Origin of the sequence: Pseudoalteromonas sp. SR43-3 (assembly GCF_014163875.1) — a bacterium.
Taxonomy (GTDB): Bacteria; Pseudomonadota; Gammaproteobacteria; order Enterobacterales; family Alteromonadaceae; genus Pseudoalteromonas; species Pseudoalteromonas distincta.
Window position 1 is genome coordinate 365,767 of the sequence record NZ_JACJEC010000001.1, and the last position, 12,499, is coordinate 378,265.

The 12,499-nt window shown below is 37.1% G+C and carries 10 protein-coding genes; 5 read left to right on the top strand and 5 right to left on the bottom strand.

Features of this window, described 5'->3' with window-relative positions:
- Positions 1-47: 47 nt before the first annotated feature.
- Positions 48-596, bottom strand: a complete 549-nt coding sequence (locus tag H5088_RS01610) for a hypothetical protein (RefSeq protein WP_259398074.1) — start codon at positions 594-596, stop codon at positions 48-50.
- Between the two features lie 14 nt (positions 597-610).
- Between H5088_RS01610 and H5088_RS01615 the strand changes: the two genes are divergently transcribed.
- Positions 611-1,408 (top strand): hypothetical protein, encoded by a 798-nt coding sequence (locus tag H5088_RS01615; protein WP_182752053.1) that lies wholly within the window; start codon positions 611-613, stop codon positions 1,406-1,408.
- Positions 1,409-1,414: 6 nt separating this feature from the next.
- Here H5088_RS01615 and H5088_RS01620 read toward each other — a convergent pair whose 3' ends face one another.
- Positions 1,415-1,819 carry a GFA family protein gene (locus H5088_RS01620; RefSeq protein WP_182696479.1) on the bottom strand — a complete coding sequence of 135 codons (405 nt, stop codon included), beginning with the start codon at positions 1,817-1,819 and terminating at the stop codon, positions 1,415-1,417.
- Positions 1,820-2,044: 225 nt separating this feature from the next.
- On the opposite strand from H5088_RS01620, the gene H5088_RS01625 reads away from it, so the two are divergent.
- Together H5088_RS01625 and H5088_RS01630 are read left to right on the top strand one after the other, a co-directional pair.
- Positions 2,045-2,881, top strand: a complete 837-nt coding sequence (locus H5088_RS01625; RefSeq protein ID WP_182752054.1) for a hypothetical protein — start codon at positions 2,045-2,047, stop codon at positions 2,879-2,881.
- 97 nt (positions 2,882-2,978) lie between these two features.
- Complete coding sequence (locus H5088_RS01630; RefSeq protein WP_182752055.1) at positions 2,979-4,826, top strand: ABC transporter ATP-binding protein; 1,848 nt, start codon at positions 2,979-2,981, stop codon at positions 4,824-4,826.
- 127 nt (positions 4,827-4,953) lie between these two features.
- Here H5088_RS01630 and H5088_RS01635 read toward each other — a convergent pair whose 3' ends face one another.
- From H5088_RS01635 to H5088_RS01645, 3 genes are all read right to left on the bottom strand, one after another.
- Complete coding sequence (locus tag H5088_RS01635) at positions 4,954-5,373, bottom strand: MAPEG family protein (protein ID WP_182752056.1); 420 nt, start codon at positions 5,371-5,373, stop codon at positions 4,954-4,956.
- Positions 5,374-5,562: 189 nt separating this feature from the next.
- Positions 5,563-7,950 carry a GGDEF domain-containing protein gene (locus tag H5088_RS01640; RefSeq protein ID WP_182752057.1) on the bottom strand — a complete coding sequence of 796 codons (2,388 nt, stop codon included), beginning with the start codon at positions 7,948-7,950 and terminating at the stop codon, positions 5,563-5,565.
- A 177-nt stretch (positions 7,951-8,127) separates the two neighbouring features.
- A complete protein-coding gene (locus tag H5088_RS01645; RefSeq protein WP_182752126.1) occupies positions 8,128-9,231 on the bottom strand; it encodes an endonuclease/exonuclease/phosphatase family protein in 1,104 nt (367 codons plus the stop codon).
- A gap of 296 nt (positions 9,232-9,527) precedes the next feature.
- On the opposite strand from H5088_RS01645, the gene H5088_RS01650 reads away from it, so the two are divergent.
- Together H5088_RS01650 and H5088_RS01655 are read left to right on the top strand one after the other, a co-directional pair.
- A complete protein-coding gene (locus tag H5088_RS01650) occupies positions 9,528-11,819 on the top strand; it encodes a peptidase U32 family protein (protein ID WP_182711187.1) in 2,292 nt (763 codons plus the stop codon).
- Between the two features lie 10 nt (positions 11,820-11,829).
- Positions 11,830-12,489 carry a glutathione S-transferase gene (locus H5088_RS01655; RefSeq protein WP_182752058.1) on the top strand — a complete coding sequence of 220 codons (660 nt, stop codon included), beginning with the start codon at positions 11,830-11,832 and terminating at the stop codon, positions 12,487-12,489.
- Positions 12,490-12,499 lie beyond the last annotated feature (10 nt).

Here is a 12,499-nt window from a genome sequence, read left to right on the forward strand (position 1 = left end):
CCCACTACCTTTAGTAGGTACTGGGCCAAAATTTATTATGCATACTTTTAATGAGTGGTTTTAATATCAAATTCTTTCAAAAAGGCCTCATGTCCTCCTAAGCTTGCAAGCACACCAGCAGAAAACATAAATATTAATACAAATGCTAAACAGCTCAAAAACTCCGAACTATTTTCAGGCTTAATATAGTAGTTAAGTAAAAAACCACTCAATACACCTATAAAAGCTATTTTGCTAAATAAAAAGTAACTCGGGATCTCAAATGCCCAAACAGAGGTATTGTTTACAAACTGCCTATATCCATACGTCATAAAAGCCAACATACCAACAATACTAATTGCAAAAGTAGACACTGTGGTTAACACGCTCATATTTTTATAAATAAGCACATACCCTAATCGTAAAGAATAGATAAATACCGCAAACCACACTAAAACAGCAGGCCCTAGAATCAACCCCATTTCCAATCCTTGAATAACGTCTAAGTAATTAATTGCTAATACAATATTATATTTAGAGGTTAAATTACAAACCTTGTTACACAATAATCTATAAAAAAATGCGATTTTCGTGGCACACTGTAATTGTGTATACATTAATAGTTTAAGTTATGCGTCAGCTAAAAGAAGATACAATTAAAAGTAACCTTATTGAGTCGCAGCAAAGTGCATACGGCCCCGTATGCGTGTATCAAAACAAAGAATACCGTTGGTTAACGCTTGCACAAAAAACCAATGAAGATATAACAATTCAAGGCGTTATGAACCTTATACACCCTGAGCAAGTAATAGTGCCTGTAAACCAATGTATGATGTTATTTTTACTTAAACCGGTAGATACACTAAATATATTAAATTTAGGTTTAGGCACTGCAGGGTTTGAGCGAATTATGTATCACTTACAAAGTAATACGCATTACATAAACACCATCAATACATTTAACACGGTAGAAATAAACCCAAACATTGCCTTAATTGCTGCACAGCACTTTAAGTTACCAATTAAGCACAGCAGCTATTTACAATGCGCCGAACAATATATTACCCAATGCCCTGATCACTTTAACGTAATCACTATCGATATTTTTAGTGGTGAATATCATCAGCCTTTTTTAACCAGCGATAGCTTTTGGCAAAATATAAATCGCTGCAGTGAGCAAAATACGCAAGTAATCATTAATTTAAACCCACAAACTGGCCAAGAGCTGCAAATGCTTTTAGTACTTTTAAGACAACACTTTAAGTGCTTAGCGATAATAGAGTTTAACGAATACAAAAATATAGTGCTTATACTAAGCCAGCAAACATTAATGCATATAAACGTTGATGAAATACAAAACTCACCGGTGTTTATAAACTTTGCGCCAGACCTTTATAAAAGTATTAACAGCATTTACCACATTGAATGAAACGCTTTACCGCCCAGGTTCATGTTTTTCATAGCACGGTAAGCTTGTTTCTAACTTCTCCCAGTTAGCTTTAGACGTAACAAAATTATGCGATAAAACCTGCTCAGTAATATCGCTATCAAATATTCCTAAACGAATTCGTATTCTGCTTTTGTCATCACTGTTGCTACTGTAAACAGGCGAGCCACAACATCTACAAAAATAACGTGTGCGCCCTGCTTTAAAACTATATTCACTGAGTCGTTCTTGACCTTTTGTTATTGTAAAGTCACTTGTATTTACAAAGCCATTGGTTGCAAATGCAGTCCCGCTGTTTTTTCTGCACAGTGAACAATGACAATGAATAATGCTGGTTATACTGCCCGACACTTCAACGTTTACTTCACCACACAAACACGAACCCGTATACATATAACATCCTAACTATTAAATTATTTTTATACTCAGTTAAAATTTGCTGAGTTGATTTTATAAATACAATAACAACATTATATTTCTCAAGCTCTATTAAACCATAACTTTTGTTTTAGTGATTGACATAAAAACATTAAATTGGTTACATAACCTTTACTTTGAAGTTATAGCCAAAACAATAATTGGTTAACCAAAAACATCTAAACTTACTGAGAGCCAATTATGCATTTTAAACACATGTCACTTTTATGTTTGTTAAGCGCGTTAGCGTCGTGTTCAACCATTCACAAAAATACATCGAGCGATTGGCTGCTTATTGATAATTTTGAAAACTCTCTTAGCGACTGGCAAAGTGTCGATACCCAAAATGAAACTAAACCACAGGTTAAAAATCCACAAATAACAGTTATACAATCAGAACAAGCAAACTCATCAATAAATCATTATTTACTAAAAAAGCCTGCAGCTGAGGGCATTGTAGGAAATCGTAAAGCGCTTTCTTATACAAAACTTCCACAAGCGGTTGAAGTTGGCGCCACCTACACATTTTATATGCGTATAAACGTGGCTGCGTTTCCTAATAACCATGCTTTTGGATTGAGTAACCTTTCTCCAGCGCTAATAAATAAACATGCGTACGATGCGTTTGAGCCAACACTTCGCGTAACCGATAAAACAGAATCAAACGGGTTTGTAAACGATGGCGCTTTAATGGTTAAAACCGACAGCGGATATAGCAACATTCAAAACTACACTACAAAACAGTCAGCTAAACCTCTGCAAACAAATACTTGGTACGACGTATGGTACGTTGTTAATAACGCAGCAGCCTCAGAGCAAGGTCAGCAATATGATGTTTACGTAAAAGGTGGTGAGTTTAACAGTCAAACGCTGGTATATAAAAATGCACAATTTAGAATGAAGCGCGAACAACCTCTTATATACTTTTTAGCAAACTGTAATACAGGCCCAATTAAAAAGCCTTACGGAAATGGTGGTCTCAGATATGACGATTTATACATGAGCGAAGGAATAAACCTAAGTAACCCAACGCAATAAATAAGAATAATACTCATAATTAGTGCCCTACAAACCTGCATTTAAAAATACTTAAATGGTATGATACTCGTCATTATTTGCCATTTAAGTTTTTAAAATGTATCGATTATTTGAAAAAATGACAAAAGCATTTCCTGAGGACCAACCCACTCAGCCGCCTTCTACTTTATTTGCTTTTTGTCGCCACTACACCAAAGGAATGGAACTGTCGTTGCTGCTTATGTCAATCAGTGCCGCCATGCTCGCTATTTTAGAGGTTTCTTTATTTAGCTATATGGGGCAGCTTGTTGATTGGTTAACCGCCTACACGCCCGAAACTTTGTTTATAGAGCAAAAGTCTGAACTTATTAAAATGGCTGTCATGCTGTTATTAGTATTGCCCATTGTTGTCTTTTTCCATTCTGCTATTTTGCACCAAGCATTGCTTGGCAATTACCCTATGTCAATTCGTTGGTTAGCACATCGTTATTTACTGCGCCAAAGTGTTAGCTTTTATCAAAATGAATTTGCAGGAAGAATAGCCACTAAAGTACTGCAAACTTCTTTAGCCGTTCGCGAAACAGTGACCAAACTACTCGATGTATTAATGTATATCGTGGTTTATTTTGGCTCAATGGTATTTTTAGTTGCCGAAGCTGATTGGCGCTTAATGATCCCTTTATTAGTTTGGTTGGTTTTATACATTTGCGTGCAACTTTACTTTGTACCGCGCCTTAAAAAAATTGCCAGCTCACAAGCCGATGCGCGCTCAGAAATGACTGGTCGTATTGTTGATAGTTACACTAACATTTCAACTATTAAATTGTTTTCGTATACCCAGCGTGAAGAGCAATACGCAAAACAAAGCATGGATGTATTTTTACAGCCTGTGTACAAGCAAATGCGCTTAGTAACCAGTTTAAACTTTGTTATTCAAAGCTTAAATTACCTATTAGTATTTTCGGTTGCCGCTGTATCACTTTATTTATGGTCGCTTAGCGTAATTAGCGCCGGAGCTATTGCTGTTGCTGTTAGCTTAGCGCTTAGATTAAACGGTATGGCGCAGTGGATCATGTGGGAAATAAGCAGCTTATTCGAAAACATTGGCACCGTAGCCGATGGTATGAAAACACTGTCGAACCCTATCGAAGTTGCCGATAAACCAAATGCTGATACGCTTAACGTAAGCCAAGGTGCTATTGAGTTTAACAACGTACACTTTAACTACGGCAAAGCTGCAAAAGAGACTAATCGCAGCCCTGTAATGAACGGTTTAAACTTAAATATTAAACCTGGCGAAAAAATTGGTTTAGTCGGTCGCTCTGGCGCGGGTAAATCAACACTTGTTAACTTATTACTGCGCTTTTACGATGCCGACTCTGGAACAATAAAAATTGATGGGCAAAACATCACAGACGTTAGCCAAGAAAGCCTACGCCGCTACATAGCAATGGTAACGCAAGATACCTCCTTGCTTCATCGCTCAGTAAAAGACAATATTTTGTACGGTCGCCCCGATGCAACCCACGATGAGATGATCAACGCGACCAAACAAGCTAAGGCGCTTGAGTTTATAAACGACTTGGTCGACAGCAAAGGCAATAAAGGCTTTGATGCACAAGTGGGCGAACGCGGTGTTACGCTTTCAGGCGGTCAACGCCAACGTATTGCTATTGCACGTGTACTACTTAAAAATGCACCCATACTTATACTCGACGAAGCCACCAGCGCACTCGACTCAGAAGTAGAAGCCGCAATTCAGGCAAGTCTTGATGATTTAATGACAGGTAAAACAGTTATTGCCATAGCGCACAGGCTATCAACCATTGCACAAATGGATAGATTAATTGTACTTGATGACGGCGGCGTAGTTGAGCAAGGCACTCATGAACAATTAATCGCTAAGGGTGGAATATACGCAGCCCTATGGACACACCAAACAGGCGGGTTTATAGGCGTCGATTAGCCATTAATATTACATTACGCTAGAGGTAGTTTTATTCTGCTTCTACTTTAAACAAAAAAGCGAAGATGCCTTAAAGGCTCTTCGCTTTTTTTATCGTTATAAATAAATTTTATAACTTTTTTATAAATTAAGAGATTAGCCTTAACCCTATCATTATCAGCATAACCACATTAGCAAGTACGCCGATTAAAAAAAAGTAACTACGTGGGCTTGGGTTTTTCTCCGTTGCTATAGCGTAGTACAGCGCCATGTGAATTAAACGCGCAATTAAATACACCCAAATACACATTGCAAAAATCGGGCTTTGATAATTAATTACAAACGCAAATAACACCGTACCTATAAATAATGCACTGTTTTCAAGCGTATTATGAAACGTACGATGTGCTCTAAATATAAAGCTGTCGTGCGATAAATCCTCGTCAATTTTACCTGGTACAGCATTTGGTTCTTTAGCTTTGCTAAAAGTAGCCACAGCCCACTGTAAAAGCAACATAATTAAATAGAGGTAAAATGCCAAATAGGCCGAAAGTGCAACTTCAGTCATTATTAAATCCCTTATTTTGTTTTTAACTTAGTATTGATTGCAATTTTGAAGCCTAAGTTAACACACTGATATTAAAAGGGTTAATCTAATAAACCTAATTACATATGTAAGTAACACACAGCATTGTATAAGATTTACTTGTTATAATTTAAAAAAATAACATCAAAACTAAACTGTATACTGCTGGATTTACTCCGATCTATAAAGTTTAAACTCTTCAAGCGAAGCATCCCATAACGCTACCTGATTACGCCCCAAGGACTTAGCCTCATAAAGAGCTAAATCAGCCTGTTCAATCAACTCAGAAGGTGTTCTGGCTTTAAATTTAATAGACGTAACCCCAAAGCTACACGTAACAGGAATATCATCAAATGTCGCTTTTTCAACTTTAATACGAATAGCCTCAGCTATACGTATTGCTTGCTCTTGAGTTGTGTTGGGCAAAATAATACAAAATTCTTCGCCACCAAAACGGGCCACGCTATCACTTTTACGTATATTAGCTTGTAAAAGTTCGGCTACGCCACAAAGTACTGTGTCGCCAATGCTATGCCCATAGGTGTCGTTAACGCTTTTAAAATGATCAATATCGACCATTAAAATACAGTACTCTTCAATCTGAGGTAAATCCAAAAAGTCGCGATTCATAACCTCAAATAAAATACGACGGTTATAACAATTGGTTAAAGGGTCTCTTGCTGCCAAATAGTCTAACTCTTCATTACGTTTTTTAGAGGCAATAAAACTTCTATAAACCAGTAATACAATAGCTAAACAAGCGGCTAATAAAAATGCTAGCGCAATACTGGCGTATTTATTCTTTGAAAGCTCTAGCTCTGATATAACTCTAGCTTGGGCGGCGATTTCAATTTGATTATTTTTCTTTTCAAGCTCAAGCTGATGGCGTTTTTCTTTTTCTCTTAACGTCTCAAGCTCTATTTCCATTTTGTACGAATGCAAATGTGCTTTTTCAAGCGCCAACTTATCTTCACTTCTTTCATTTTGAATAATATCGGTTAGGGCTATTTCTTCTTCTGCATAACGAAGTGACTCTTCTATACGACCACGCAATTTTTCTGCTATTCGAATTTCACGATAGGCATATAGCATATGTAATTTATCATCTATTTCGGTTGATAAAGCGAGTGACCTTTTCAGTAAAGAAATCGCCTCATTTGTATCAATACCAATTAAAATGCCCGCAAGCGCAGTAAGCGACTTTACCTCATAAAGTTTACCACCTGCTTCTCTGGCAAACGACAATGACTCTTTGTAATACTCTATAGCCTTGTTGTTATTTCCTTGGGCACGATAAATATTACCAATAATACGTGCTGTTGTAGAAATGTACGATGTAAGGTTTTTGTTTTTATAAGTGATATAAGCTTTTTTAGCATATTGCATTGCTGATGCTAAGTCGCCAGATTCGAGGTTAATAACAGCCATTTCTCTTAAAGCTGAAGCGAGCGTTTTTTCCTCGACCATACCTTTTGGCAAATCGATAGTTATTTGATAGAAAAATTCGGCCTGATCAAACTGCCTTAATCGTGTATATACCAGTCCCATTTGATTTGATGTTTTAGCAATCCCAAGCATGTTATTTACTTTTTTATAATATAAATATGCCTCATTTATATGTTCAAGTGATTTTTCATAAAGGTTAATATGACGATAAATAATACCCGCCCCTAGTAATGCCTTAGCAAAGCCAACAGGGTCGTCAATGTCTTTATGTATTTCTAATGCGCGAGTAGAATAATCAAGGGCTAAAACTAAGTTATCTAAATAACGGTGGGCTTCTGCTAGTGTATTTAAAGTACGCGCCATTAGCTTTAAATCACCTAAATTAGAATATACCTCTAAAGCTTTTGTATAAAAGTGAGCCGTTTGCTCTCTATTTTTGAGGCGTTTATACGACTGAGCTAATTTTTTATACGTTTCACCTAACTGTCTTTGTATTAATTCGTCTTCGTCAACAAGGTATTTTAAAGCAGATGTATATTGCGCGTTCGCGTTATTGTACTTTTTTTGTTCATAAAACGAATCCCCCTTAGTAAGGAGCACTTGCGCTATAAAAAAGTCATCGCCATACACAAGGGTTGTTGGTAATAGAGTTTCAATGCGGGTAGTAAGTTCGTCATAGCGTTTTTCTTCTAATAATATATTTATATAATTAATAGATGCCTTTATTTGGTTTCGTGAATCATTTAATTTGCTGTAGTAAACAGAGGATTGTAAAAAGTGCTCGAGAGATTCATTAATATTGTTATTTTTTTTATTCGCCCTACCTAGCAAGTTATGTAGCTTTGCGCTGAGTAACGTGTCATCAGCACTTTGCGCTTGTGACAACAACGACTTACTTAGTTCTATACTTGTTATAACGTCAGTATCTATAAGTAATTCAGCTCTTTTTAGCAGCCCTGCATTAGATTCATTAGTTAAACTGTATGAGGTGGTTTCTTGTGCGTAAGCGCTGTTTAAGCTAACAAACAAAGCAAAAAGCAAAGCTTTCACTAAAAATGTAAAATTATAAATTCGCTTTACAATGAAACTATGTATTTGCGAAGGTAAATCCATATTTCGCTTATGATTCAAGTAGGTATAAAATTCCATATTTACCATTTTAGTAATTTATTATTAATACAATTCAAAAGGCTGATGATAAAATATACAAACCGGCGCAATACATCAAGTATTGCTGCTATATGAATACTTTTAATTTATAACTTTAGCATAATTATGCATAGAGCAAGCCTAGCTTCTTAGTTTTAGTGTAACTAACACAATACCATGATCGGTACTTAAATCATCACGCTCAAATTCGGGGTTAATTAAGTGACGATCATAAGTATTATACTCAATCACCTCAAAAAAACTGCCAAGGTAGCTGGCATCAAACTCACAAGATAATAAAATATAATCAAGCACGGAGCTGCTCGCGCCATAATAATGTGTTGGTGCTCTTAAGGGCATAAGCTTAGTTGCATTAACATTTTTTGCTTCGTTTTCATCAGCTAAATCAAAAATGCTATTGCTTTCACTATCGCTTATTTCATCGCTAGTCATTGCCTCACCATTAGACAGTTCATCTTCGCTTAGCTGCGACTTAACAAACAAATCCCATGAATCATTTAAACAATATTTAGCGAGGTAGGTTTTAGCATCAAATGCAGGCGCAAAGCGTAGCGTACTTGTCAGTAAATGGCTTAATACGCCATCCGCAAGTTCATTATTAAAGTCCCCCATTAATAGCATGGGTTGCTGCGTAGCTTCACGGCGAGTAATCATTTGTATCATTAGTAATGTAGCTTCACTGCCACGCTGAATAGTTGAGCCCCACCCGCCCGCTACATTCGCTTTTAAAATTTCGATTATGTTTTGCTCAGGTGCAAGCTCTTTATTGTGTTCATCAACATTAATCATTGGGCGCTTAGATTTAAAGTGCACCACATAACAATCAGTATTGCCTATATGCGGCAGCGTTATAGTTGCTCTTAGTACTTTACGACTAAAAGTAAACTCACTATTAAGGCCAAGCGCATTTGCAAGCTCACTATCGTGCTCAACCACTGCTACTTCAACTATGGGGTATTTAGAGGCGATTGCCACTACAGGGCGTTTATAAATAAAGTCATCAATCACCTCTGGCGTATCCACTACAGCAAAGTAATTATAACCTTGCTCGCCTACTAGCTCTTTTAATGAGTCAATGCTAAACACTTCCTGAAAACCAATCACATCAGGGGCATGTTCTGTTAAGTAATCAACAATCCAACGCTGCTTTTTAGCCCACTGCTGCACAGTATAAATTTTCTCAAACTCATAGTATGCATTGGGCGGCTCAAGATAGTTAAACAGGTTAAATGTGGCTATTTTTAGTTGGGTGTTAATAATTCCAGATTCATCACTTTTTAAATCTGTATCTAACTGTTTAAGATATTGATTGCTGATGGGGTTCGCCTAAGTAAAGTTGAAAGTGTTGCTGGCTTATAAACTATCATTTTATTACATGTTTACGTAATAAATCAGCCAGCTTAATTGTAATTTTATGCACTCTTTTATTTTAGTCTTTATTATATCCCTCAATAAATAGCATTAACGTGCTTAACCATATAAAATTCGCGGCAATTAAATATGAGCGAAGCGACATTGTAATGAGTAGAAAGATTGAACTATTAGCCCCAGGCGGTGATGTTAACGCGGTAAAAGCCGCCATTGTAGCCGGTGCTAATGCGGTTTATTGTGGATTAGATACCTTTAATGCACGTAACCGAGCGTCTAATCTTTCGTTTGATGAGCTTAACGGCGCACTTCGCCTAGCCCATGAATACGGCTGTGAAATATTTTTAACACTTAATGTAGTTATATTAGAGCATGAAATGGGCGCGCTATTTAAGCTACTTAACCAACTCGTAAATACCACGCTCGATGGCATTATTGTGCAAGATTTAGGGTTGTTCAATATAGTTAAAAAGCACTTTCCTACTTTGCATATTCACGCATCAACTCAGTTAACCACCCATAACGAATCACAGGTTGAGTTTTTAGCGCGCATTGGCGCTACACGTGTAAATTTATCGCGCGAGCTTAACTTAACTGAAATTAAAATATTGACCGACGTAGCGCACAAATGCGATGTATTAACCGAGGTGTTTGTACATGGTGCATTGTGTATTGCGTTTTCGGGGCAATGTTATTCAAGCTCAGTAAGTGTGGGTAACTCAGGTAACCGTGGTCGTTGCTCACAGGCATGTCGTGATGAATACGAGCCAACCGCCATGGGTAACAAACATCCGTTAAACTTAAAAGATAATTCAGCCTATTTTGATTTACCGGAGTTGGTAGCCGCGGGTGTTGACTCGTTAAAAGTAGAAGGCCGCATTAAAGGTGCTAACTACGTACATACCGTTATTGATAGCTGGCGCAAACAAATAGATACCTTTGTACAAACAGGTAATTTAATTGAAGATGATTCAAGCTTATACAAAGTATTTAACCGTAATTTTACTAATAAGTTTTTGCAAGGTGACATGACAAAAAACATGTTTACCGACAACCCGCGCGACCATAGCTTTGATCACGCTAACGAAAAGAGTAACGCGATTTCGGTTGTGCAAATTTACGATGCACAACAAGAGCTCGCCGCAGAAAAAAATGACATTGATACGTTAGTTAAAAAGAAAATTGAGTTTTTAGATATTTCAAAGCGAGAACTACGCTTTGAGTTTAGCGGCCAATTAAACCAGCCATTTACAGTAACACTGACAATAAACGATAAACACGACAACACCCTAGCAGAGCAAAGCGCTCTGCAACCTCTACGCTTTGAAGTTCAATCGCAAATGCCTATGCAAACCGCCGATAAATCGATTGTGGACATTGCAGCTATTGATAAACGCTTTAAAACCTTTAGTAATGCCAATTTTGAAATTAAAAATATGGATTACTCAAACTTAGGCAACAACTTGAGCATTCCGTTTAAAGAGCTTGCCCGTATTAAAAAGCAAGTCGCGTTTTTATTAAACGAAGGCAAAGACGTACTCGCCCCTGTTGAACTGCCAAAACTAGTAAACCACCCTAAAGCCGATAACAAAACAACACTCTCTATTTTAATATCGGACATAAAAGACGTTCATCTATGTGATTTAACAGATGGCGATGTTTACTTTAAATTACCAGAGAGCTTTAGAACCGATAACGATAAATACATTAATGTATTTTTAGAGCACCCACATTTAATTCCGTGGTTTCCGGCGGTGTTAATTGGTAAAGATTTTGAAGAAGCGGTACGTTTGCTCGAGGTTGTAAAACCTAAGCTTATTATTAGTAACAACACAGGCGTTGCATTTAAAGCAGTACAAATGGGTATTGACTGGATTGCAGGCCCGTTGTTAAACACCACAAACTCTTATGCGTTACTAACACTACAAGAAGATTTAAACGCAAAAGGCGCGTTTATTTCAAACGAAATAAACAAACCACAAATGCGTAATATTAAACGCCCTAACAATTTTAAAATGATGTACAGCATTTATCATCCAATACTAATGATGACTAGCCGACAATGTTTTTTCCAGCAAACAGTAGGATGTAAAAAACCACGTATTGACGCAAGCTGTATGCTGAGCTGTAAAAAAGAAACCACCGTTACCAATGTTAAAGGTATTAGCTTTGCTATTGATAAACAAAAAGGCGGCTACCCAAGTATTTACAACCATGAGCAATTTTTAAACATGGATATTGTGAGTGACTTTGCCGACAAATTTGACGAATTTATGATTGATTTAACCGACATTGGCTCAGGCGATAAAGAAAAACTGGATAAAGCCGTGTTACTTGCGCATTTTCAAGATTTAATTAACGGGCAAACACAAGCGGTTGAACACTTAAATAGCTTGGTTAAAGTACAAACCCGCCAGCAGTATGTTGAAGGCCTAAACAGCTAAGGTAACTAACATGACATTGCCATTATTATATTCATTACAACACTGCCCATACGCAATGCGTGCACGAATGGGTATTTTAATGGCAGAGCAACAAATACTTCTACGCGCTATAAAAACTAAAAATAAACCGCCGCATCTGTTGCAAATATCGCCTAAAGGCACTGTGCCTGTTTTATTACTGCCTAATAACCAAGTTATAGATGAAAGCCTCGATATAATGCTGTGGGCTTTAAAGCAAAACGATCCGCATAATTTACTGCATACTCAAGACCCATTAGCACTTGAGCGCATGCTTGAGTTAATTAAGCTAAACGACACGCAATTTAAACCGGTGCTCGAAAAGTACAAATTTTATGCTCGTACAAAAGACATGGCACAAATTTATTATCAAAAAGCCTGCGAAGAGTTTATTAAGCAATTTGAAGTAAAACTAACCACGCATAAATACTTAATAGGCGATGAAAAAAGTCTAGCCGATTATGCCCTGCTGCCATTTATTAGACAGTTTGCCCGCGTAGATAAACACTGGTACTTACAAAGTGAATATACGCATGTTCGTGCATGGTTAAACGAGTTTTTACACGCCCCTATTTTCACCAAAGTCATGGCCAAATTTGATTTGTATATGGACTGCGGCGAAGAGTTTTTATACGGCGTTAAAAAGTCTTAACTTAGCCTTT

Bases quoted from the DNA above. Each gene is read 5' to 3' on its own strand.
- H5088_RS01625 (WP_182752054.1), top strand. From the start codon at position 2,045: ATGCATTTTAAACACATGTCACTTTTATGTTTGTTAAGCGCGTTAGCG.
- H5088_RS01640 (WP_182752057.1), bottom strand. From the start codon at position 7,950: ATGGATTTACCTTCGCAAATACATAGTTTCATTGTAAAGCGAATTTAT.
- H5088_RS01630 (WP_182752055.1), top strand. From the start codon at position 2,979: ATGTATCGATTATTTGAAAAAATGACAAAAGCATTTCCTGAGGACCAA.
- H5088_RS01615 (WP_182752053.1), top strand. From the start codon at position 611: ATGCGTCAGCTAAAAGAAGATACAATTAAAAGTAACCTTATTGAGTCG.
- H5088_RS01655 (WP_182752058.1), top strand. From the start codon at position 11,830: ATGACATTGCCATTATTATATTCATTACAACACTGCCCATACGCAATG.
- H5088_RS01650 (WP_182711187.1), top strand. From the start codon at position 9,528: ATGAGTAGAAAGATTGAACTATTAGCCCCAGGCGGTGATGTTAACGCG.
- H5088_RS01635 (WP_182752056.1), bottom strand. From the start codon at position 5,373: ATGACTGAAGTTGCACTTTCGGCCTATTTGGCATTTTACCTCTATTTA.
- H5088_RS01610 (WP_259398074.1), bottom strand. From the start codon at position 596: ATGTATACACAATTACAGTGTGCCACGAAAATCGCATTTTTTTATAGA.
- H5088_RS01620 (WP_182696479.1), bottom strand. From the start codon at position 1,819: ATGTATACGGGTTCGTGTTTGTGTGGTGAAGTAAACGTTGAAGTGTCG.